A 23,241-nucleotide genomic window follows, 5' to 3' on the forward strand; every position below is an offset into this window, starting at 1 on the left:
CACCCACCTCGACCCGTTCGTAGCGTCACAGGCATCGACAGGCACCACCACGAAAAGGACCGGGATCATGCTGCGGTTGAAGTCGCTCGAGATCACCAACATCCGCTCCGTCGAGCACATGACACTCGATGTGGACCCGGACGGCACGACCGCTCTGTACGGCCCATCGGGAGTCGGCAAGTCGGGCATCCTCGACGCGCTGCCGTGGTGCCTGTGGGGCGACACTGGGTCAGCCGGATCTGCGGCCGCGCTGCGCCGTGAGGGATCCACCGAACCCGCCCAGGTCACCGCCACCGTTCTCATCGGAAGTGACGAGGTCGTCGCCGTGCGGCGCATCACCCGATCCGAGTCCGGCGTCGAGTCCGCGTCGGCGAAGCTGTGGATTAACGGCGTCAAGCAGTCGAACGTCACCCCGGCGTCGCTGACCCGGATCATCACCGAGCTGACCGGGCTGACCGCGAAGACGTTCCGCGGCGCGTTCTACATGGCGCAGGGGCAACTGACCGAGCTGATGACGGGCACCCCCGCGAAGGTGCAGGAGACCTTCGAAGAGCTGACCGGCCTCGACGACCTGACCAAGCGCATCCAGGGACTGCGTGAGGAGTGCAAGGACGCCGCGGTCCGGGCCGAGGCGCTGCCCGGTGATCCGGCCGAGGTGAAGCGAACCGCCGACGACGCCACGGAAGCCGGCGCCGAAAGTGACCGTCTGCAGCAGGAATCCAACCGTGCCGCCGCCGACGCGGCGGCCGCGCGAACCACCTGGGACACCGCCAGCCAGCAGGCGAAGGAGCTGCAGCGCGCCGAGCGCGCCGCCCGCGACTCCCGCGAGGCGGTGATCGGCGCCGAGGCGCTCGCCGCCGACGCCGGGCAGGCTGTCACTGCCGCCCGGCAGCACCTCCGCGATCTCGGGGAAGTCACCGACAGCGGTGACCCGGCCGAGCACGGCGCCGCCGCGCGCACGGCATGCACCGACCTCGAGCAGGCCATCGGTGAACTGACCCGCCGCGGCACGGAACTCAAGTCCGCCGCCGGGCAGGAGAGCAGTGCCCGCACCGCTGCCGAGCAGGCCCGCGCCGCACACGCGGCCGTCGACCCGGATGCGTTGGCCGCCGCAGTGACCGCCGGGCAGGCCGAGGTGGAGGCCGCGCGGAGCGCACACCAGGAGGCCCTGCGGGCAGCGCACGTCGCCGACGCCGCTGTCGCACAGCGTGAGGAGGCCATCGCGACGCTCTCCCGTGCGATGGACGCCGCCGCATGCCCGACGTGCCGCCAGGACGTCGGCGACGTCGCTGCCCTGATCGACGAGCAGCGCGCGATCCTCGACCAGGCACGTGCCGAGGCAGTGGCCGCACACCAGAAGGCCACCGCCCTGGACCGGGCGTTGCTCGACACCGAGACTCGGCTGCGCAAGTCCCACGCCGCTCTCGCGAACGTCGACAGCCTCGCGCGCGTCGCCGAGCACGCGGAGGCCGCGGCCATCGCCGCGACCCGGCACGCCGACCAGGCCGCAACAGCACTCGCTGAGCTGGTCGCAGCCCACCAGAACGCACCGGTGCCGACGGGGAGGGAACAGATCCACAGTGCAGCGCTCACTGTGCACGAGCAACTGACCGAACGGCTCGCCACCGCACGTACCGTCGCGACGGCGTGGAATGCGTTGGCCGACGTCCTCACCCGGGCGACCGCCACCAGTGAGCGCGTGGAGGTGGCGCGGGCCGCGGTGGTGGACGCGCCCAGCCCCACCGACGTCGCGGCTGCCGAGTCCGCGGAGGCGACCGCACGCATCGCCCTCGACGCTGCCCAGGCACGCGCCGCGGACGCCGCAGCGCAGGCCCAGGCCGCGCGCGCCACAGCGATGCAGCTCGACGGCATCGCCGACGACGCCGCCACCCGGTGGGAACTCAAGAGGGAGGCCGCCGAAAAGGCGGAGATCGCCCGCATCGCCCGTGACATCGGTATCGCCCTGCGCCGGGATCTGCTCGCCGAGTACTGCGCAACGATCTCCGCAGCGGCGACCGACATCCTCACCCGACTGGGCGGGGAGCATGTGGGGTTCGTGATCGACGAGACGTTCGTGCCGCAGGTGGTGTTGCCCGACGGGACAACCCGAGCCACCCGGCAGCTCTCCGGCGGTGAGAAGGCCCGCGCCGCGGTGTGCGCGTTCATCGGGTTCTCCCGCCAGCTCGCCGGCGGCGGCAAGCCCGGCATGTTGTTCGCCGACGAGATCACCGCCTCGCAGGACGAAGCGTTCCGGCGGGACATGCTGACGATGCTGCGGGCCCTGGAGATGCCGATGATCGTCGTCTCGCACACCGCCGACGTCCTCGACATCGCGTCGCGGGTCCTCCGCCTGCAGCGCCCACCGCTCGGATCCACCCAACTCGCCGCGTGATCAACGACCTCCGGCTGTCGTCCATCCCGATGCCGACGACGACAGCCGGAGTGGATCAACGGCCGTCTACCGTTCGACTGCTCCACCACCTGCCCCGAAAGGACCACCACCTCGTGCTCGCCTACGGATACGTCGGATTCCCTGCAGGGTCCGGGAACTCGTCAAGCGCAGCGATAGACCTGGTGCTGCTGCGCGACGGCAAGCCTCGCCGTTGCCACGGCACGATCGGCGCCTCTGCATGGGAGTCCGCACCCACCGGATACGACACACTGCTCGACGGGATTCTGCAGCTCGGGTCGAACGTCGAAGACACACGCGACCGCATCGGCGACCCGAACACGCTGCCGATGCGCGTGGTCGAAATCGCTGACACCGTCACCGACGACCGCATCCCCAATGCCTTCATGGTCGAGTACTTCAACGCGGACGACCCCGACGAGCAGATCGAACGGTTCGCCAGTGCCGCCCTCGCCGCCGGTACTGGCGCCTCCACGGTGGACTGGGACAGCGACCCCGTCGGCACCGACCTGGAACCGGCGATCTGCTCCGACCCCGACCAGACGTACAGCACCCCGTCCGGCGATCCGTACCTTCCGCGGATGGTCGGCGGCATCGTCGATGTCACCGTCGTGCGCGCCGCCATCGACCACGGGTGGACTGTCGGCCTCGCCGGTGAACCCGGGTCCGGCAAGACCACTCTCGCGCAGGTCGCAGCGCCAGACCTGCTGCAGCTGACATTCCACGGCGAGACCACGGTCGAAGACATCGTGGGCCGCTACAACCCCGATCCGACGGCCCCGTCCGGGTTCGCCTGGGTCGACGGGCCTCTGCTGCAGGCCATGCGGGAAGGACGTCCGTTCCTCGCCGACGAGCTGCCGCGCGCACCGCAGGAAGTGCAGGCAGTGTTTCTGTCGGTGTGCGATCACCGCCGCACCTACATCGACACCTCCAACCCCAATGTCGGGCAGGTCGACGCCGCCGACGGGTTCGCGGTGCTGATCGCGTACAACCCCGGCTCGGGATTCGGGATCCCCGAGGCCTTGCACGACCGGATCGCGTTCACCGTCACCGTCCCCACGGACCTGTCGACTGCGGAGAACCTCGGGGTGCCAAAGGCATTCGTCGACGCCGCCCGCGCCCTGATGACAGCGAACGATGTCGCACGGGCGAAGAGCCAAGAGTCGGTGTGGGTTCCGTCGCTGCGTGCTCTGCTGAAAGCCCGCGACATCGCCCCGGTACTCGGCATCGGCTTCGCGGCACGGTCGTTGGTGTCGGCGTGCCCAGAGCCGCTCCTGCGCGGCCGAGTCGCCCAGGAGCTGGAGAGACACCTCAGCCTGGGTTCGGGCGAGCTCGGCGAACTCGTCGCCCAGTCCTGACCAGCACACACATCCGCACCAGAAGCGGGTGCATTCGAGAAGGGAAGTCACAGGAGATGGGGCCGCAGAGTTGGGAGCTGACCGGATGGTCGGCCACCGAATGGGCACGGCAGATCGCCGGCCGCGGCGACGTCACCGTCACCATCGACGCCACACCGGGCGGAGTCGACGTCGACCCGACATCCGGGCAGATCCGCATCGACCCGCACGCGGCAGAGCTGTCTGTCGACGATCGCGGACGCGTTCCCACCACCAGGACGCTCATCGATCGCCTGTCCCACCCGATCCTGGCTGGTCTCGTCCTCGACGGAGCGTCGCGTGCAGCGCATTCGCGGTGGCGAGGGCGGGTCGGCGCCGACGTCTCGGCGGGGGTGCTCGAGGTCGCGTGGGCGCTCGACGCCGCGCGTGCACACCGCAGACTGATCATCCGCAGCCCGAGGTCGCGGCTGTTCCTCCGGTCGGCCGCCCCGGTGACGATGTCGGTCGTGGGGTCGCCGCGCGTGTTGCTTGAGCGTGTGCTGCCCCAGGTCGACGCCGGGGTGCTTCCGCGGTGGGTGGGCGACCGGATTCGCCCGGCCGTGGAGGAGGAGTTCGGCGTTGACGTCGTCGCCGAGTGCACGCAGATCTGGCGTCAGATCCTGGCTCTGCGTGACAGTGACGAGGAGCAGTTGTTGGCGTTGTCCGAGCAGTGGTGTCGGCTGCTTCCAGATGCGGATCCCGACAATGGAAGTGGGGCAGGCTCCGGGCAGGGGGAGGGCGCCGCGCAGTCGGTCGACAGCGGCGACACCGGCCGCGACGACGATCCTGCCGGCACTGCCGGGGACGGCGACAGCGGTGAGGGCGGGGCTGACCCGAGCGACCAGCAAGCCAACCCATGCGAGCGCACCGGCACTGCAGGGGATGGCGACCAACTCGACCCGGGCACCGGGATCGGCTCGGGCTGGACAGACCTGCTGCGCGATCTCGCCGCGGAGACCTCCGGCGAGGCAGAGCTTGAACTCCACCAGGCACTCGGCCCGCAACCGACGCCCGAGAAGCGGGCCGACGACACCCAACGCGATCTCGCCGCGGCCGCAGCGCGATCGGTGTTCGACGCGAAAGCCCTCACCCGCATCCGAAACCGCCCGTCCACCGATACTGACATCGCCGAACGGGCTGCGATCGTCCGCCGCCTCAAGCGCGCCCAGTACGAAGCGCCACGCCAGGTCACCGAACACGTGGCCCACCCCGCGGGCAAGGCCCGCACGAGCGGACTCGTCCAACGCGCAGCGCAACGAGCCAACGGGCAGGTCGTCACGGCGACACCGTGGCGCCGGAACCGGCGCAAGGTTGCCGAGAAGCCACCCCTGCACGTCGGTGTCGTCGTCGACGTCTCCGGATCGATGGACCGCTGGCTCTCGGCGGCCGGCACGGTGATCTGGTCGCTCGCGGCCGCGGCGGCAGAGCTCGGCGGCACCGCCGCAGCAACCGGGTTCGGTGGCACCGTCACCGCACTGCTCGGACCTCGTACCGGCCCCAACCGCGTGCCCATCGTCCCCGGCGGCTCATCCTCAACCGGGTGCGCCGAAGCGATGTCCGCCGTCACCGCCGGCGCCGACCTCACCACCGCATCCGGGGCCCGCGTCCTCGTCGTCCTCACCGACGGACAACTCCCGAGCCACGAAGCCTCGGCTATCGATGATCGCGTGCGCTACCTACGCCGCCACGACGTCCAGGTCGTGTGGGCACTGACCGGTGACCGCGAGCGAGCTTCGGTCATCCCCGAGGACACCACGGTCGTCGACCACGTCACCCCGAACGCATTCGCAGGACTCGTCGCCGACGCCATCGCCACCGCACTCGAACAAGCACACCGTCGCGCGGTGGTCTGACAAGCGCGGTGGGACGGTACTTCGCGACCTGCTGGGCCCCGTTGACAAGCCCCCGTGCGTGTCGGGGGCGCTCCGTACGGGCTATGGCTATGACCGGAGAATCCTCGGACAGAAACTCACTGTCGGCGTGTCGTCACCGGTTACTGCTGATCAGGTCAACTGTTCGGCTGCCACCGACTATCGCCGCAGGTAAAACGCACACTTTGTGCTCTACCGTGGTCGCGTATCTAGTCGTCGACCGCAAGGGAGCAATGATGTCACGCACCGTCCCGTGCCCCAACTCGGTACCTAGCCACGATGAGCACGACGAGAACTCTCCGGAGTACCGCGCCTGCAGAGAAAGCGAGAGGCGCAGAATACTAGATCTGCAGCGCATCGCCACCGAGCGCAGCCTTGGAGGCACGCTCGCCGAGGATCCCTCTGCCCCCGGTTATGCGCTGACCGTCGCGCAGAAATTGGCCGCATTGGCGAATCAGACCCGTCCACAGGGCAAATCAGACGGGCCATCCTTCGGCGGCTGACAGCAGCCCCATTCTCGCGTGTGCGGGGATGGCGTTTGTTGTTCACTCGCATAGTGAGCTGGGGTGATGGCAGGTTTCTTGATGTTGGAAGATCCGTGGTCGGCTACTCGCAACGAGGTCCTTCCACGCCGCAGCCACCGGAGGCAACGAGAAGCCCTGTCCTTCGAGTACCAACGGTCGAGCAACCCGCACCCCGAATGAAGGCTGTTCGTGGGAGCGCTGTCCGCCCACACACTCTCTGCTGGAGAAGCTGCCGCGCATGATGCCGAGCACCTGAATGCTTCCCGCAGAATGTGAGGCCCTCCGTGACCGAACCGACCGTGCGTCACCCGATCAGCATCGAAGACGCCACCCGTCTCGACCCCGCCCAGATCGCTCCACCGATCGTCGTCATCGACGGCGAGCACACCGAGATCGGTGCCGCCCACGGCCGCGTCCTGCCGTTGATCGGCCACCGCCGCCCGTACGTCTACGACGTGTCCCTGCCCGACAAGCGCCGCGTCTACGCCGACACCCCCGAAGATGCTGTCGCGGTGATAGTCGGCGGTGACTACGCCGAGAAGCTCGCCGCCCTGCGCGATCTCGAATCGTCGATCGACGACACCGCGATCGTCGAGGCATGGCTGGCCCTGGCCCGCCTCCGGCACGCCCACGCCGACAGACTCCGACTGGCCCTGCAGCAGCAGATCAACGACCTGGCCCAGCGGGACGGCAGCTGGGACCATCTCGACGCCGAGGAACAGCAGCAGCTGACCAAGGCCGCGGACCCCGACGGCCCCTACCCGGTGGGCGTCCTCGAGGAAATCCCGTTCGTCGACGAGGAAGACCACCTGCGCACCCGGATGACGGGTGTGTGGTCCGCGCGGGTGTCGCTGGTCCTCAACACCGGTGACTACGACCCCTACTCGAACACCCCGCTCCCGCTGTCGGAAATGACCCGCGACGGCGTGGTCGTGCCGGGCGACCCGAACCTGGTCGTCCTCGACATCGGCGACAGTGCTGCCTACCTGGAGTCCCTGGAGAAGGCCGGCTGGCTGACCATGTCGGTGTTGCCGGCCGAGCAGCCCGACCCGATCTTCCGGGACATCAACCCGAGCTGACCGCTGTCCGCCGAGGTCATCTCCACCGCGAGACGCTGTGATTCGACCTCCGCGACACCGGTGCTGTCGGTGCATGCCGCCAGGATGAACAGCAATCGGATCTGCCACACACCCCGAGCGAGGAAGGAGTCGGCGCGGCCAGGGAGCCGCCGCCGGTAGCAACATGGTTTGCAGAGAGAACAAAGCGAGGTCGACCGCAATCCGCCTCGCGAAGGAAATGTGCAAGGCACAGGGGCTGGGCTCCCTGCACGATCGTGAATTGCAGTCCGCCATTCACGAGCGGCAGCATCACTTCGACGGCGCCCCACCGATGACCACTGAACAGCAGATCGCGTTCGTCGAAGGCCTGCGCCAGCAGATCGAGAACGATCCGTCGATCTCGGAGCGGGAGAAGTACCGGCAGAGCTGGGATCAGCCCGGAGTGATCACTCGCCTCGACACCGAACTTGACCGCCTCAAGACCGGGATGTATACCGACCGCTTCGGTAACAAGACACCGCTGACGGACGCGCAGAAAAACGCCGGCAACCAGCTGCAGGCAATCCAGTACCTCGGAACCATGGTGCCGCGCATCCAGTCCGCGAAGGCCACGTACTTCGAGATCAACGCTCGGCACACCGGCCGCAGCATCGGTGAAGTGCAGGCCGAGTGGGATTCGATCATGGCGCGCCAGGGAACCGGCCGCGGCAGCGTCGGTATCTCGTTGAAGGATTCGTGGCGCGACGATCTCGCGGTCGCAGGCCTGTCCGCGCAGGGACAGGCTGACATCGGCCAGTCCAAGCGAGCCCGGGATGCCCTGGCAGAAATGGAAGAGCGGCGCCTCGCGCACCTGGCGAAACAGCCGAGCCGCCCGACGATCCGACCCGAGCACCGTCGGGTGTACGCGCAGTCCGCCAACCCGAATGTGCGGTGCGAACAGTGCGGCCAGTTCGGTCACGAGCAGCCCGCCTGCCCGAACGGTGACCTCGCCGCCCGCCGGAAAGAACTGCAGGCCGAGCACCACGCCGCGACCAACGCCCTCAAGGCCGCATCGTTGCAGCAGGTTCTCGACTCAGGGCAGGAGCCGGTCTATCTGCGCCGCGACGGCGTCGAGGTCGGGGGTGATGAAGCGCGCCGGCTTCTCGAGCAGGACCGTGACAGCTTCGCGGGCGGGCAACCGATCACTACGGTCGCCGAGGCGAACGCGCGGTTGAAAGCCGTCGCCAACAGCGACGCCGAGCTGCAGCAGCAGATGGCGGCCCGCACCGGTGGGGTGTCGTCGTGGGTGCAAGAGGTCGCGTACAACGAGGAATCCGGCCTGATGATGGTCACGACCGCGCCGCGGACCCGCAAGGACGGCCAGGTCTCGCCCGGCAGGACGTACCCGTACCGCGTGTCCAAGGAAGAGGCCGCGCAGATCCTCGCCTCCGACGAGGTCGGCCGAGCCATCTCCAACACCGTCATGCGCCGCGGCAACGGCAAGACCAACGACGCCTACCACTGGGAGAACGCTGCCGACGCCCAGGCCGCCCAGGAACAACGCAAGTGCCCGACCTGCGGGCGATGGGCCTCGATGACGTCCTCGCATGCGTGCCCGGTCCCCGGCTCGGCGGCCGCCGACAACAGCATGGCCGATCGCGCGCAGCAAACGCACTGGCGAGCCCAGGCCCGCGCGGCACGGGAAGCCGGCCTGGAACCGCCGGCACCGCCGATGCAACGGGTCCACCTGATGTCGCAGCGGCAGTTCAAGCTCCCCGGCGGTGGCATCGCGAATGTGCCGCCGCCGCGCGATGTCCGCGATCAGGTCGCCGCGGGCCGCGCCGCCGCCCCGTCGGTCAGCTTCCGGTACCCCGAGGCGACTGTCTCCGGGCAGGCCACCGTCTGGCGCGACGAGGCCGGCGTTGACCTAGTGTCCCCGTTCCCGCAGGCCGGTGGGAACGGGATGCGCTGCACCTGTGGGAAGTTCAGCAGTGGTGGTCGCTGCGAGCACATCGGTGAGGCCCTGTACCGCCTCGGTGACGCGTACGGGGCCGCACCGACCGGGGACACCGCGCTGCGGCCCGGGGTGTCGATGGCGGAGCTGCGCCGCGAACGCACATCGGACACCGCCTACGACGCACCCCGAGCCCCGCTCGAGCGCATGAACTACTCGCGCATCCAAAATCTGCGCGCCCAGCGGCAGGACACCCACAAGGAGGGCCTGTTCGAGAAGCAGCGTCGGGGCGAGCCGATCAACACCCCGTCGGTGAAGCCGCCGAAGGACAACGAGGGCCGAGCGGTCGCATGGCCGACGACGTTCGAACGGGAAGGCAAGGGTGGCGCCAACTCCGACCGCCCCACCGACCTCCACGACCTTGCAGATGTGCAGTACCGGATCCGAGCTGCCCTGTTCGCCCGCACCCGCACGCACTACTCGGTGCTGCGGGACAAGGACGGCGGGATGCGCATCACCATCCCGAAGGCACGGCGCGCGAAGGACGGCACCATCCCGTTCGCCGAGCGGACCCGCCTCGCGGACACCCTCGGCATTCCGGCGCACCACTCCCGTGCCAACGGTGTCTACATTCCGGCGGATACGTCGTGGCGGCACGAGATGCTGTCCCGGTCGTACGGTGACACTCCGCCGATCCGGGCGGCCCGCTACACCGTCGCCTGACAGGAGAGAACACCTGTGGCCCCGAGGGAAACCTCGGGGCCAGAGGCGTATTCGCTGACGACCGGGCTCACCTGCTTGAATGATGTTTAACCGGTCCGCTGGCCGGTGCTGGGCTAGCCGCGGATCACGATCTCAATGGATCCGACATCGACGCCGTACGTCTTTGCCAGCCCTGCCTTTGCCTGAGCAATAGTGAGGCCGGCTGACTCCATTGTCTGGGCAGTTTGCGGAGTAGAGACGACACTGTCCATCTCCTTGAACTGAGCACCGTCAAGGTTAATGCCGAGAGCGTCGAGGTTGGTGTAACGGACCGGGTTACGGTCGCCGGTCCACACATTGGGCTGGCTGATACGGGCGTACTGGTTGAACTCGATCTTCCAGCGGCCCTCGTCGTTGTCAGCCGGGCTGATGCGAGAGATGCGTCCGATCAGGAATGCGCTGCCGTGGGGTTCGTTGCCATCGGCGTACGGCTCCGGATTGTGAGCGTTCTGGGTGCATACGAGCCACTCGCACTTCTTCGCGCGGGCGGGATCGAGCTTCCAGGCCTGCGAGCCGCCTTCAAGGACGATTGTCTCGGGGCTCTTGGCGGTGAATACGACGAGAGCGTTCTCGGTTGCGATCATGAACATATAGTAGCAACTATCCAAAAAGTATCAAGGAAGTATCTTCTAAGTATAGCTCCGATCTACGTGGAGAACTACCTCGCTACCGTCCGCGACAACCACCCGATCAGCGAGGAGACCGCTCGTGAGCAGCGCCATCGACGCCATCGACGACCACGACGTCGTCGACCCGAACGCCGGCCCCTGCACCGAAGAGGAAGCCCGCGAACTCGTCCGCGAAGTCGCAGAGGCAGCTGTCCGCTTCGAGGACGCGATGCAGCAGATCTTCCGCCGCCGCGCCTGGGAGCCTCTCGGCTACGACAACCCGCAGGACCTGATCCTCGGTGAGTTCAAGGACGGCGGCCTGATCAACCCGCGCACCGGTAGGCCCTACGGCCGCGCGCACATCTACCGCATGGCCCGCACCGCACTGTTCCTCCACGAGGTGTCCTCCCGCACCGGAGTGGACGCCACCGAACTCGACGTCGCGGAGAAGGCACTCCGGGCCGCCCGGGAGAACGGCGTCGACGACGTCACGATGCTCACTCAGATCGAGAACCGTGTCATCGCCGCCGCCGAAAGCGGGGAGCAGCCCGACAGCGAGGCCGTGCAGGAGATCGTCGAGTCGGTGATCGCGGAAGCCGCAGGGCGCGCGCCCGCTCAGCCGGCCGAGGAACCTGCCCCGAGCAACGAGCTCGGGGGAACACCGGACACCGGCGGCGCAGCTCCCACCCCGCGGGTCCCCTCCGAGTCTGACGGGGATGTCCCTCTGGCGTCGGAGGGAGATGACCCGACCGACTGGCCCAACACCGATACCCACCACGAACGCGACACCAGCGTCGACGTCAACGTGGACGATCCGTTCGGGGCGTTCGGTGCGCAGGCCACCGGATCGATGGCCCCCGACGGGGGACAGTCATGGGCTGAAACCCTCGCCCGTACCGACGACTTCATCCGGTTCACCGACACCCTGCGTCTGATCAACGAGATGGGCCGCAAGTTGCCCGAGGTGTCCCAGGTCGCCGAGAAGCTCCCCGAGTTCCTCGACGCCTGCGACGATTCCGAACTGACCGCGTTCTCCGAGGCCCTCGACGACGTCGACATGCTGCTGCGCGAGATCCCGCAGATCCGTGAGGCGATCCGCGCCATCCAGGAGTGCACCCAGGACCGCGCCGAGATGATGTAGAGCCCTGGGGCTGTCAGTCCCCGACGACGGATCCGTCGCTGACCCGTTGGTACGGCTGAGAGCCGCAGGAGGACACTTCGACGACCGTTCCGTCCTCGAGGAACACGAACGAGCGTTGCCCGCCGGCGGAGTACGGCAGCGGCCGGGACGAGTAGTACGACGTCCGCCCCTGGTAGGCCGCCCACCGGTAGTAGCCGATCGACCGCATGTACTTGGCGTGAGCGTCCGAGACCGCCGCGTATTCACGCACCCATTCGATGCTGGCGCGCTCGCAGCGAGCTGGGACGAAGCCGTAGTGCCACGCATCCGTGGCGATCTCCGTCCGTACCCCGGGCTCTGCGTCGGCGGTGGGCAGGGGCGTGGTCATGGAACCTCCATGAGCGTCGGGGCGAGTGGACGCCACGACGGTCTCCCAAGCGCGGTCGAGGTGTTTCAGGCCGCGATCACGCCGGCTCGCTCGAGGCCCTGTCCGGGATCGGTGGTGACTAGCCTCGTACTGCGAGGTTATGTGAACGGCGGCGGAGGAAGTGACGAGGAGTCGACGGGCGCGGCTGGGAGGGGCACTGGAGAGCACCGGCGCTCTCCAGCTCACGGGGCGGACCTGGGATGACCCCTTCGAGGGTGATCCCGACGGGACAGAAACGGCCCTGGTGGTCGAGGTGGAACCGTTCCCCGCCGACAGGTACGGGACGATCGTGCCCGGCAACACCGCGAGCCCTACTCCCGACGCCGACAACGCCCACGACGGGGACGGGGACCCCGGATGAGAGCCGGGGGAGCACGCCCTGTCGGTCTGCAACACCGACGACTCCCGGTTGCGAAAGTTGTGTCATCACAACAGCACAGCGAACGGCAGGAGCAGCCATGAAGCGCAAGACCGTCGGCGGAGACGAACGAGACGCCTTCACCCGCGTGAGCCGCCGGGCCACCAACTGGAAGCCCGGAGAGGTGAAGCGGATCAAGGAACGCGCCAACCGCCGGGAACGTCGAGCAATGCGACGCGAACTCGCCGCCTGATACACGAGAAGGGCGTCACCCCAGAGAAATCCCTGGGGTGACGCCCTTCTCCTGTTCGTGCCCTAGGCGTCCATCGGTGGGCTCGACACCTCCTGATCAGCGTGCGGCTGCGGCGTCAGCGACCGTCTCGAACCCCGGTACCGCCAGCACCGCCAGGGCGACCGTCGCGGCCGTCAATGCAGGCAGCAGCACCACCTTCTCGAACGGCCCGTCCGCACGGATCCGCAGCAGCGACGGCAGCGTGAACTCCCACCACCGCTTCCCGTTCACTCTCACAAGCGGCGCGAGGAACGGAATGCCCTCACGGGTGATGCCGTCGCCGATGCAGTGCGTGATGCAGCCGAGCGCGACAGCGACACCGAGGGACACCGACCCGGTCTCGGCGGGGAAGGCCTGCCACGCGATCACCGACAGCAACGCGGCCGCGAGCGTGACGGCCAGCCAGCCCTGCTTCTTCGACCAGTCCCCGGCCAGACCGCGGATCGCGAGCCCGAGGGTGACGAACAGGGTTCCGATGATCGCCGGTTTCCCGAACGTCGTGACCAGCACCGACACAACCACGCCCAGGACCACTGCGAACAGCAGCGTGTGGGTGAGGGTGCGGTGTCCGTCCGAGCGGGTTCCGTCGCGGCGGGTGCCGGTCAACCTGTGGAAGGCCGCGGATACCGCGTTGATGCCCTCGGACGCGATCTGCGACACGACGCCGAACGACCGGGCGACGGTCGACTGGGGATGGTCGAGATCGGGCAGCAACGCCGATCCGGCGCAGACGCCGGCCCAGGCGAAGGTCTCGGCGAGCGAGGACGGGCCACCCCAGCCGGTCGGGAGGACCGCGGCGGCCGCGAGTCCGACCGCGGCGCCGGACATCGCGTGTGTCGGACCCATCACCATGACGACACCCCCATCATCGACGGGGCGAGGCTCTCGACGGCAGGCTCGCTGTCCGGTGCTGTCACAGGGTTCCCGCCGATCAGGTCGAAAAGGGCCGGCAGCCACTGGTAGGTCAGGTCGGCGATCGTGTTCACGACGGTTTCGAAGAGCCGGACGATGGTTGTCGAGTCCATGCCCTCGGACTCCGACCAGTTCACCCAGCCGCGGAACACGCCGAGGCCGACCGCCACCCACAGCACGTACTTCAGGATGCTCACCCGTCGTTCCCTTCCGATGCCGGTGCGGTGGTCGACAGTTGGTCGCGGATCGTTTCGCCGAGCTGCGTCCCGGCGCCGTCGGTGACCTTCTCAAGCTGTTCCTTGGCGGTGTCACTGCCCCGATCGAACAGCTCGCTGATCATCTGCTGGCCGGTGCGGAACCATCCCTCGTCGCCGACCTTGGTTCCCCCGGTCATGTACTGGAAGATCCCGAACACGATCCCGATGACGACGACGAAAAACACAACGCGCGAGACGATTCCCTCGCGTGGTCCTTTTTTCGGCGGCACCATCAGCGGTGCCCCTGTGTCGCGTCGCTGATGCCGGATGATCCATTGTCCAGGTCCTGACAGATGCAGCTCGGGGAGTGGCGTGACCGGCCCGTCACGATCACGCACAGTAGCCAGCTGAGCATCGCGGTTGCGGCGATGCAGAACACTACGATGGCTGCTCGACCCAGACTGTCCGCCGTCTGCCATGCAGCGTGGACAGTTCCTCGTTCACGTGGTGCGAGCATCATCCACATCGCAGCGGCGAGCGGAACGCCCACCACGATCCCCGACCGCACCCTGGTGCAGAACGGGAGCGTCCGCCAACGCTCACGAGCGTGGACGAAAACACCTGGCGAGCCTCCTGTTTCCTGTACAGCAGACATCGGAGTCCTTTCGATCGAAGTCACGTCAACGTACGGGAGGCCTTCACCACGTCGATTTCGCAAAGCATGCGGCTCGACGTGTGACTGCGGACGACCTGCCTCGTTCGGTACGGCAGTGGCGACCCTGGCGGTCGCCACCCGCGGGGCAATCGCCTGGTTCACCACTCGTCGCCATCCCACTCGTCCTGACCGGTTCCCGCCGCGGCGCCCACCGAGGCCGGCACAGGGGCAACCACGGGCTCCTGCGCGGGCTTGTCCACCACCACCGGCACGGCCTGCACCTTCGGTGGAGCGACGGGCTCGTCGGTCAGCACCCAGCGCGGATCCCGCCCACCATCGGAATTCGGGACCATCACCTGCTGGTAGCCCTGCGCGGCGAGCAGTGCACGCAGGCGGTCCTTCGACCCGGTGATCGGATGCGCCGGGCGCGGCGCCACCGAGGCGGGCCAGGGCGCGTCCTCGGTCGAGTTCGGCAGGTACGGCACCTGCACCACGCGGAAGCCGAGTTCGCTGGTGGTGGCCCAAGCGCGACCCTTCGGTGTTCCCTCCTCCGGAAAGCGGGTGCCGTGATTCGTGTCCAGGATCTGCTTCGAGGTGTACTCGTTGACCGGGCCGACACAGAGCCGGAACTCGCACATCTCCTTGAGCTGGGTGGACATGCGATCCTTGTCGGGCTTCTGCGCCGCCAGGATCATGTTGATCTCCAGCGCGCGGGCGAGCTGACCGAGCTCCTCCATCTGCGTCCGGGCAGTCACCTTCTGCGCCTCGATGTCCTCGTTGTCGGACTTCATCCAGAAGTTCGCGAGCTCGTCGAAAAACAGGATCAGCCGCTTCGGGGCGGGGCCGTCCTCGGCCTCGAACTCCGGATGCTCGGCATACAACTTCCGCAGGTAGCGCAGGTTTCGTACGCCCCGCTTGTTGAGGATCGTCTGGCGGCGGTCCATCTCCTGGCGCACATATCCGACGGCATCGACGATCTCGAGCGCTCCGGCGGCGAAGCGGATGACCGAGGGGAACTCGGGAGTCCACGTGAAGTCGGTTCGCTTCGGGTCACACACGATGATCTCGGCGACATCGCGGCACCACAACGTCAGAAACAGGATGATGTCGAGACTGACCGAATTGTGCGTAGGGACAAGAGCGTCCCCTGCTAGGAACTGGCGGGTCGGGGAGTCCACGGAAATGCAGCGCATCGGCCGTGGTTCGACCTTCCGGACGTCGACGATGTACCGGCAGTCGTGCCTGGAGGTATTCGATGCCCGCATGCGTTCGGCGTGGACGAGCTGCTTGCGATGCAACCCAAACACCTTGTCGTGGGTCGTGAACGCGACGCTGTACGCCGTTCCACATACAGCACCGTTCCACATGGCTGGCTTCGCCCGCAGCGTCGCCCGGTAGCCCAGGCCACGAGCCAATTCCAACACATCCTTCGCGAGCCGTTCGTTGGTGTTGGTGAACTCGACCGCCCCACCTGGTGCAACAGTTCCGTCGGTGTCGAGCAGACCGGCGAGAAGGTCCCGTCGCTGCTGCTCACCGGCCTCCAGATACCGGTGAGGAATACGCTTCACATCTTCGCCACAACGCGACTTGAGCAGTCCCTCTGTTCGGAGCAGGGATGTCAGGCCGCCAACTCGATAGAGCGGAGCGACCATGCCAGCGGAATGTGGCACGACATGAACGTCATAGCCTTCGAGCCTGATCCGGTCGAGCACCTCCGCGTCCATGCTGGTGACAGCTCCTCCACGAGAGGTCCCGTCGCCCAGCCACGCGCCGAGCGTGTAAGGACCTATCGGCAGCACCGCGTCCGGATAGTGCAGCGGCTTACACACAGGGATCGAGTGGTTGACGTGACCGCTGTCAGTGCGGAGCGAGTGGCGGATCTCATTGGTTGTGCGGACCTGCCCGATCGCCATCCGCTCACGCTGATCCCATAGCGGCTTGTCTCCGTAGGCTGCAACCATGCGCAGGAGCGCTGCCTTAGGATACAAGGCGACCGCAGGGCCGAGTCGTTCAACCGTCCGTTCCGGAACATCAAGTGTGACCTCACGAACCTCGAGCCGACTGGACAGGCGGGAAGCGTTGACCAGCCACTTCCGCACGGACTTCGCCGCAATACCCGCGCCAGCTGCGATGTCCTCAGCCGTCACCTCGTCATGGGTCCGATAGTGGGCGCACACCGCCAACAACGCGTCCGCATGCGTCACGAGGTCACCGCGCGCCCGTGGGGATCGGACACGACCGATCAAGTAGTCGCACAGCTCGGCACCCGAATAGACGCGAACATTCTTCCGCTGCCGGACCTGCTGCTTCGCGTAGAAATAAGTGCGGTGGACTGACCGCTGTTCCCGCGCCGCGCCGATCGATCTCGCCAGATCATGGATGCGTTTGGTCGTCCCTGCCACACCGGCAAGTTCTGCTACTTCGGGGATCGAGATGACCTCATCCGGGCGTGCTGCATCAGCTGCCGCGCGCAGACGGTCAGTTACCTGCGTTGTCAGCCACGGTCTCCGCTGCCGGGTGGGTGCAGACGGGCCGCTCCGGTTGGCTGAGCGGGAGCGGCGCGTGGCTCGATCCTCGGTCCACCACAGGTGGGCGTCGTCCGCGATGATGACGGTACCGTCGGAGAACTCAACCTCGAAACATGTGTCGGACAGCGGCTGGTCGTAGACACCTGTGATCGTGCACGGCAGCCCGTTCTCGTCGAACACCTCGTCGCCGACCGCAAGGTCACCGAGACGGCGCCAACCGGCGGTCGTCAGCATCGTGGTGTCGACCCACAGGGCTTTCCCAGCTCCGGTCCTCCCTCCGATAAGGCCATGTGCGACCTTGTTGAGATCCCAGTAGAACGTCCCTCCGCCCTTCTGCGGGCCGATGTAGATCTTGCCCTCGCGGAACTTCTCGACCATCTCCTCGAATAGGGGGGTTCCGTTCTCGGGGAAGGCGATTGCGTTGGCCAGTCGTGGCACCGCCGTCAGATTGACCAGGCCCTCGGCGGAGCGCCAGTCGTAGTGCCAGTCGCATGCGGTGTACAGGCCGTCGTAGTGCTGCTCGAACGCATCCTTGGTCTCGGATTTCGAGACATCCAGTGCGCCGAACCGCACCCGGACCTGCGCCGGCAACGCGACGGGCGCCTCGTCATCACAGGGCTCCCACGAGATCACCTCGACGTCGACATCGCTGCGGCGGCCACCGAACTTCTGCTCGACGACGCTGCGAAGCCGCTTGAGCTCGAGCTTCCGCAGCGCACCGATGTGGTTGGACGGGAAGGCACGCGCCTCAACGGTGGTCGTCGCGCCCACCGTCCACTCGTATGCCCACACCAGGCTGGCGGTGGACGCGGTCATGGCGTCGTCGATCACGTTCTCCACGGCCCGCTGGTCTCGGCCGGTCGTGAACGCGCCGGACCCGAAGTCCGCAGTGAACGCGATCGGCGCCCACGGATCGCCGTGGACTTCCTCCTGCCAACCGGTGACACGCGAGGTGGCCGAGTCCTTCGTACGCGCAGCCTTGGCCTGTCCGGCGACGAGGTCGGCAACCCACCGCGCGGACCGCTTTCGCTTGGCATCGACGGAGTCCGTATCGACACCGGTGATCTCGAGGGTCCCGTCGGACCAGGCGTAGATCCATTCGACCCCGCGCAGGTACTCGGCGTCGCAGGCCCGTTCGATGCCGTCGCGGGTGTCCTGGGCGGCGACGTTGTGCGACCCGAACGCGAACACGATGGCGGCGGGGACGGGGACGGGTCCTTCGGTGGGGTGCTCCCGGGTCGTCCAGTCGGTGACCTGCAGGTCGTACATCCCATTGGTGAGCTGCTTCGGCGTCAGCTTGAACCAGTCGGTGAACTTGCTGCGCAGATACGCGATCTCGCGCTGCTGGTGGAGCCGCTTGTCGCCTGCCGGCACCGCTTCGGCGTGGAGCTGTCCGGTTTTGGGGTTGGTGGAGTACACCCAACCGCCGCCGCTTTCGGTGTACGGGTTGGGGACCTGGTCCAGTGCTTTCTCCAGCAGGCCGCGAGCCAGGGGTGGTGCTGACGGCGCGGTCTTCGCGAATGTCACGTCCATGACGAGCGGCCGGTTCTTCGCGCCCCACCGGGAGACTTTGATTCGTGATGAGGCCGGCACCTGTACCGCGGTGGTGGAGCGGGGATGCCCGGCGACCTGTCGGGTGTCCTCGACGAGGCCCTCGACGAACCGCCGGCGGGCGGGCATCACTCGCATGGCCCTTCCGATCGTGACTGCACCGCCGACGAACAGCAGGCCTACGACAAGGAGTGGTACCGAGGCGCCGGCCAGGTAGCTGATCGACGCGGTGGCGCCGAGCAGCAGCCAGTTCCATACTGACCGTCGCAGTCCGAGTAGGGGAGTCGAGTCTGTGAACCAGGTCAGGGTCAGCCAGTCCCGTAGTACTTCGGTTCCCTTCTGCTTTGCCTTCGCCTTGGCGGCGGCGCCCGCGCGGGCACCGAACTTGGATCGGGTGGGCATCGGCTCCGGCCTCCCAGTCGACGGTCAGGACGGCCACACCGTACGAGTGTCGTTATCCGCCCCTGGTCCGGCCAGAAGGTTCACCCCTGGCCGGAGCAGGGTTCTATGTGCGGCGCAGCACTTCGGGCTGGTCCCCGCCGATCCGATCGATCACGACGCAGCCGCGGCAGTGGGGGACGTCCCGGTGGATGCCGGCGTCGCTTCTCGCGTCAACAGCGCCGCCAGCCTCGCGGCGCGAACGACACCGCGGTGATGCTCGAGCACCTGGGCGCGTGTGCTGACGGCGGCGGCGCGGTGATCGCCTGGAGCGAGGGTGTCGGCGCGGTACACCAGCACATGGTCGCCGAGCCCCCAGAGGATCGCGTTGGCGGCCGCGCACGCTACCGACAGATGGTTGATGTCGGCCAGCTCCCAGCCGTAGTGGGCGGGGTCGCCGCCGAGCGCACGGATTCGGTTCGCGGTCGCGGCGAGCAGGCCACCGGTCCCCGCGGTCGGGTCCGTGAACAGGCGGCCCGGGTCAGGGAGTTCGGGCATCGTGAGTGCGGCCATCAGTTCGGCGACCTCGGGCGGGGTGTAGAACTCGCCGAGGTGCTGGCGGGCACTCGCGGGCCGAAGCTCGGTGACGAGGAATCCGAGGACGTCGACGGCGGGGACACCGTGGCGCCGATCGACAAGGTGGGGCAGCCCGGCCCGGTTCGCGGCGTCGAGGACCGCACGGATCGCACGGACGGTTTCGTCGCTGACCTGGTCGTCGAGCCAGCGGTGAAGCGGAGAGGCGATCTGCACCAGGTACGGCTGGTCGAGCCAGACCCGCGCCCACGTCTCGCTCAGTTCTCGGAGCAGGTCAGTCCGGGCGAGCTGCCCGAGGTCGGATGGGGTGCGCTCGGGCCGGTCGGTGATCTGGGTGTGGAGCGCCAGGGTGGCCACGGTTCCCAGGGGGATTTCCAGGGTCGACGGGTTGTTGGAGGTGCGCTGCCATGCGGCGGTCACAGCTGTCGCGACGTTGCGGGCGGTGATGGACGGGTGAGCGTTGGGCACGGGTTGGCTCCTGCCGGTCGAGGATGTCGTGCCGTCGAGACTTCCGTCCCCTGGGCGAGGTGTTGCAGCCTCGATCGGTGGAGGGGCCGGGGACTGGGGGGGGTTCTGGCCTGAAACACCTGCTCGTACCAGTTCATACCTTCGTCGCATCGGATCTGCTCTGCGACAAGGACACACCAATGGCAATGCCGTGCACTGAGATGCCTGTTGACCCCACAGCGCCTCCTCCCAAAGTTATTTTCTCCTTCGGGATGGGCGCCGACTCCACTTCAATTCTGTTGCGGTGGTTGGAAGATCCCACCAGTCGTGACTTCGAACTCGACGAGCTGGCACTGATCACTGCCCACACTGGCAGCGAATGGGATTCCACCCGGACAGCCATGGAGACCCATGTGTTGCCCCGACTGGCCGCCGCGAACGTACGATTCCTCCAGGTCGCCCGATCTCAACGCCACGCCACGATCGACGGCGGCGGCATCGTCGTCCTCGACGACAGCAGGCATCCGACGAGTCTGTATATCGAAGGGGCATACACGCTTTGGGATGAGTTGACCGAGGCCGGGACCGTGGCCCAGGCCTCCGGCGCCAGACTGTGCTCAGTTCACTCGAAGGGAGCGGCACTGGACCCGGTGATCGCGAGGATCACCCGGGGCCAGCCGTATCGGCACGTGATCGGTTTCGAGGCAAACGAACTCGGGCGTGCCGCGAAGGATGCACTGCACAACACCGACTTGCGAACGGGGGAGTACCCCCTCATCGAATGGGGGTGGGACCGTGCCACCGCCAATGCCTACACGGAATCGATCATCGGGACCACAATTGGCCGCTCAGCTTGCACTTTTTGTCCGTTCACCTTCGCTAATCGATCCAGCCGTGCAGCTGCCCTGGAGCGCTTCCGCGTCGAACCCCACGTCGGCGCATCCGCACTGCTCATGGAACGGATCGCAATCGCATTGAACCCTGCCCAGGGCATCGTGGCGGGCAAGCGGCTGACCGATCTGGTGCGCGAGCATGGCCAGCTCGACACGGTCCTCGACGCACTCGATGCCGATCTCCGCCAGCGAGAACACGCCCTCTACGAGGTTCGGCGCATCTTGCGGCCCCGCAAGACCGACCCGACGAAGCTCGGCAACGCTGCACGCTCGGTCCGGATCCGCGGCCGAGGATCACGCGGTGCGATGGAAGGCCTGCTGCGTCGACTCGCCGACGACGGCGTCCGCAAAGGACTGATCGAGGCAGAGACCGGCGACGACGGCATTCTCCGCGTCTACCAGCACCGTCGCGGCCCGGTGTTCCCGACGGTCGAGCGGTTCTTCGTGGTCGCCCCGGCCCTCGCGCACGAGAAGGAGCATGAGCGGTTCGATCAGTGGTGGGCTGATGCTCGCCCCGGCGGGAGGCGCGCCGTGGCGGCCTGACGTCAGCCGCGCGAGGTCGATCGGTGCAAGGCGTGAGTGACGAGCTCGGTTCCCACTTTCGGGTGGAGTGCCAAGCTCGTGCGCCTATGCAGGGCTGACCTCGCAACCGGGTCGGAGGGAAGCTCCGGCCCGCTTCACTGTCCCAGCGCCCGCAACTCCTCAACGACCCGATCGAGCGCCGCGTACACCTGCGCCTCCTCGTCGGAGCGTGGCGGCAGGCCGTCGAGGTGCCGCTCCGCGATGAGGTCGAGCTCGTCGTCGGTCATGCCCGTTGGACGCAGCGACGGCCGGTCCGGTTCCACAGACGAACGAACACCCCCGCTCCTTCCGCGATGGAGCGCGGTAAGCGGCGCGGCAAGTCGGAATGGTTCCTGCGATCGGGCGATTCCTTCGGTTCGGTCCTCCGCCCGGCCGCCGGCTCGCCTGCGCTGCCCGGCGAGCCCGTCGGCCCGGGCGGGAATCTGGACGGCATTGGCGTTGTGATTTATCCTGTGATTAGGAGGTGGATTGCTATGACAACCGCACACCCAAGACCCGACCTCGCCGCCTACAACGACGCCGCCCGCATGAGCCAATCGGAACTGGTCACAGCGCTACGTGAGCTACTCGGCGCCAAGCTCGTCGCGTACCTCGGGAAGGTCAAGGAAACCCGCGCCGTCCGCCAGTGGGCCGAGGGAACCCGCACCATCAACAACGAGACCGACGTCGAACGCCTCCGCATCGCCTACCGCGCCGCCCGCCTGATCGCCGAACGCGACACCCCGGCCGTGGCCCAGACGTGGTTCCAGGGCCTGAACCCGATCCTCGACGACCGGCCGCCGGCGCTGCTGCTGCGCGAGGGAGATCTTCCCGACGTCGGCCCGAAGGTCCTCGCCGCTGCCCGTCAGTTCGCGGCGGTCGGATGAACGCACCTGATCGAACGCTGGTCACCACCCCGCGTGGCGACGTTTGCTGCGCCCAGGTCCAGGGGGCTGCCGCGTACCGCGTCGGCCACCCACCGACCTCATGGGAATGGACACCGTGGGAGTTCGCCACCGACGGCCGCTTCACCGGCCGCTGGGATGATCCGGCGGGGGTGTGGCGAACCCTGTATGTCGGCGCGACCCGCCTGGCCTGCTACCTCGAGGTCCTCGCCTACGCCCGCAAGAGCGATGAGCTCAGCGCCGCGCTTGACGACATCGACGACGACGAGGAGTTCCCCACCATCGCGCCGGGCCGTGTCCCGCGGTCGTGGATGTCGAGCCGGGTCACCGGCAGCGGTGCGATCGGTGGATGGTTCGTGGTGCCCGGCGACGCCGAGTCGGTGGCGACCCTGCGGACCGCCTTCCGGGCACACGCGATCCGGCACGGGCTCCTCGACCTCGACACTGCGGCGATCCGCGACGGCCGGCCTCGTGCGCTCACCCAGGCGATCTCCCAGTGGGTCAACGCTCTCTCCGATCCGGACGGAGAGCCGGTGGCCGGCATCCAGTTCGAATCTCGACACGGTGACGGACTGGTGCTCTGGGCGTTGTACGAGCGTCCCGGCGACGGACCGGTCAGCAAGAACGTCATGGTGCTGGACTACGGCCCCGTCGAGGAGCACGACCCCGACCTGATCGAAGCGATGCGACTGCACAATCTGGTCTGGGAAGACGACTGAATCACCCGGCGGCACAGCGGCTGCCGACGACAACTCCTGTCACATTCGGCGGATAGGTTCCTGACCGACATCAGAACGAGAGAGACAGAACCGATCGTGGAGGGGCGATGACGAACCAACAGGAATTCAGGACGCGGGTCGACAGGGCACTCACCTACCGTA

The 23,241-nt window shown here is 67.5% G+C and carries 21 protein-coding genes; 12 read left to right on the plus strand and 9 right to left on the minus strand.

Annotated elements, in window-relative coordinates; translation table 11 throughout:
• Positions 1-67 precede the first annotated feature (67 nt).
• The 6 genes from HCA61_RS22485 to HCA61_RS22505 all read left to right on the plus strand — a co-directional run bounded on the left by HCA61_RS22485 (position 68) and on the right by HCA61_RS22505 (position 9,895).
• Entirely contained in the window at positions 68-2,392 is a 2,325-nt protein-coding gene (locus HCA61_RS22485) for an AAA family ATPase (protein ID WP_169690420.1), read from the plus strand.
• Entirely contained in the window at positions 2,389-3,768 is a 1,380-nt protein-coding gene (locus tag HCA61_RS26920; RefSeq protein WP_169690421.1) for an AAA family ATPase, read from the plus strand. Before HCA61_RS22485 ends, HCA61_RS26920 begins: the two co-directional genes overlap by 4 nt.
• A gap of 56 nt (positions 3,769-3,824) precedes the next feature.
• Positions 3,825-5,639 (plus strand): hypothetical protein, encoded by a 1,815-nt coding sequence (locus tag HCA61_RS22495; protein WP_169690422.1) that lies wholly within the window; start codon positions 3,825-3,827, stop codon positions 5,637-5,639.
• Between the two features lie 254 nt (positions 5,640-5,893).
• Complete coding sequence (locus HCA61_RS26050; RefSeq protein WP_206040458.1) at positions 5,894-6,160, plus strand: hypothetical protein; 267 nt, start codon at positions 5,894-5,896, stop codon at positions 6,158-6,160.
• Positions 6,161-6,465: 305 nt separating this feature from the next.
• Positions 6,466-7,260, plus strand: coding sequence for a hypothetical protein (locus tag HCA61_RS22500; RefSeq protein WP_169690423.1), 795 nt, complete (start codon positions 6,466-6,468; stop codon positions 7,258-7,260).
• Between the two features lie 310 nt (positions 7,261-7,570).
• On the plus strand, positions 7,571-9,895 hold the full coding sequence (locus tag HCA61_RS22505) for a hypothetical protein (protein ID WP_169690424.1): 2,325 nt from the start codon (positions 7,571-7,573) through the stop codon (positions 9,893-9,895).
• A 113-nt stretch (positions 9,896-10,008) separates the two neighbouring features.
• On the opposite strand, the gene HCA61_RS22510 is transcribed toward HCA61_RS22505, so the two are convergent.
• Positions 10,009-10,518, minus strand: a complete 510-nt coding sequence (locus tag HCA61_RS22510) for a hypothetical protein (RefSeq protein ID WP_169690425.1) — start codon at positions 10,516-10,518, stop codon at positions 10,009-10,011.
• A 124-nt stretch (positions 10,519-10,642) separates the two neighbouring features.
• Between HCA61_RS22510 and HCA61_RS22515 the strand changes: the two genes are divergently transcribed.
• Positions 10,643-11,683, plus strand: coding sequence for a hypothetical protein (locus HCA61_RS22515; RefSeq protein ID WP_169690426.1), 1,041 nt, complete (start codon positions 10,643-10,645; stop codon positions 11,681-11,683).
• A gap of 13 nt (positions 11,684-11,696) precedes the next feature.
• Here HCA61_RS22515 and HCA61_RS22520 read toward each other — a convergent pair whose 3' ends face one another.
• Positions 11,697-12,050, minus strand: a complete 354-nt coding sequence (locus HCA61_RS22520; RefSeq protein ID WP_169690427.1) for a hypothetical protein — start codon at positions 12,048-12,050, stop codon at positions 11,697-11,699.
• Between the two features lie 160 nt (positions 12,051-12,210).
• On the opposite strand from HCA61_RS22520, the gene HCA61_RS22525 reads away from it, so the two are divergent.
• Together HCA61_RS22525 and HCA61_RS22530 are read left to right on the plus strand one after the other, a co-directional pair.
• Positions 12,211-12,450, plus strand: a complete 240-nt coding sequence (locus HCA61_RS22525; protein WP_169690428.1) for a hypothetical protein — start codon at positions 12,211-12,213, stop codon at positions 12,448-12,450.
• Between the two features lie 97 nt (positions 12,451-12,547).
• Complete coding sequence (locus HCA61_RS22530) at positions 12,548-12,700, plus strand: hypothetical protein (protein ID WP_169690429.1); 153 nt, start codon at positions 12,548-12,550, stop codon at positions 12,698-12,700.
• Positions 12,701-12,796: 96 nt separating this feature from the next.
• Here the strand turns inward: HCA61_RS22530 and HCA61_RS22535 are convergent, their stop codons facing one another.
• From HCA61_RS22535 to HCA61_RS26695, 6 genes are all read right to left on the minus strand, one after another.
• On the minus strand, positions 12,797-13,591 hold the full coding sequence (locus HCA61_RS22535) for a metal-dependent hydrolase (RefSeq protein ID WP_169690430.1): 795 nt from the start codon (positions 13,589-13,591) through the stop codon (positions 12,797-12,799).
• On the minus strand, positions 13,585-13,848 hold the full coding sequence (locus tag HCA61_RS22540) for a hypothetical protein (protein WP_169690431.1): 264 nt from the start codon (positions 13,846-13,848) through the stop codon (positions 13,585-13,587). Before HCA61_RS22540 ends, HCA61_RS22535 begins: the two co-directional genes overlap by 7 nt.
• Positions 13,845-14,141 carry a hypothetical protein gene (locus tag HCA61_RS22545; RefSeq protein ID WP_169690432.1) on the minus strand — a complete coding sequence of 99 codons (297 nt, stop codon included), beginning with the start codon at positions 14,139-14,141 and terminating at the stop codon, positions 13,845-13,847. Before HCA61_RS22545 ends, HCA61_RS22540 begins: the two co-directional genes overlap by 4 nt.
• Positions 14,141-14,503, minus strand: a complete 363-nt coding sequence (locus tag HCA61_RS22550) for a hypothetical protein (RefSeq protein ID WP_169690433.1) — start codon at positions 14,501-14,503, stop codon at positions 14,141-14,143. Before HCA61_RS22550 ends, HCA61_RS22545 begins: the two co-directional genes overlap by 1 nt.
• 158 nt (positions 14,504-14,661) lie before the next feature.
• Positions 14,662-18,984, minus strand: a complete 4,323-nt coding sequence (locus HCA61_RS22555) for an LAGLIDADG family homing endonuclease (RefSeq protein WP_169690434.1) — start codon at positions 18,982-18,984, stop codon at positions 14,662-14,664.
• 150 nt (positions 18,985-19,134) lie between these two features.
• Positions 19,135-20,022 (minus strand): N-6 DNA methylase, encoded by an 888-nt coding sequence (locus HCA61_RS26695; protein WP_169690435.1) that lies wholly within the window; start codon positions 20,020-20,022, stop codon positions 19,135-19,137.
• A gap of 287 nt (positions 20,023-20,309) precedes the next feature.
• On the opposite strand from HCA61_RS26695, the gene HCA61_RS22565 reads away from it, so the two are divergent.
• A complete protein-coding gene (locus HCA61_RS22565) occupies positions 20,310-21,437 on the plus strand; it encodes a hypothetical protein (RefSeq protein WP_169690436.1) in 1,128 nt (375 codons plus the stop codon).
• A gap of 134 nt (positions 21,438-21,571) precedes the next feature.
• Here HCA61_RS22565 and HCA61_RS26700 read toward each other — a convergent pair whose 3' ends face one another.
• Positions 21,572-21,703: a hypothetical protein gene (locus HCA61_RS26700; protein ID WP_277352057.1), complete on the minus strand. Its 132-nt coding sequence runs from the start codon at positions 21,701-21,703 to the stop codon at positions 21,572-21,574.
• 246 nt (positions 21,704-21,949) lie between these two features.
• On the opposite strand from HCA61_RS26700, the gene HCA61_RS22570 reads away from it, so the two are divergent.
• Together HCA61_RS22570 and HCA61_RS22575 are read left to right on the plus strand one after the other, a co-directional pair.
• Positions 21,950-22,342 carry a hypothetical protein gene (locus HCA61_RS22570; protein ID WP_169690437.1) on the plus strand — a complete coding sequence of 131 codons (393 nt, stop codon included), beginning with the start codon at positions 21,950-21,952 and terminating at the stop codon, positions 22,340-22,342.
• Positions 22,339-23,079: an RES domain-containing protein gene (locus HCA61_RS22575; protein ID WP_206040459.1), complete on the plus strand. Its 741-nt coding sequence runs from the start codon at positions 22,339-22,341 to the stop codon at positions 23,077-23,079. The genes HCA61_RS22570 and HCA61_RS22575 overlap by 4 nt, the downstream gene beginning before the upstream one ends.
• Positions 23,080-23,241 lie beyond the last annotated feature (162 nt).

The sequence above is a fragment of the Rhodococcus sp. HNM0563 genome (genome assembly GCF_012726195.1).
Lineage (GTDB): Bacteria > Actinomycetota > Actinomycetes > Mycobacteriales > Mycobacteriaceae > Rhodococcus.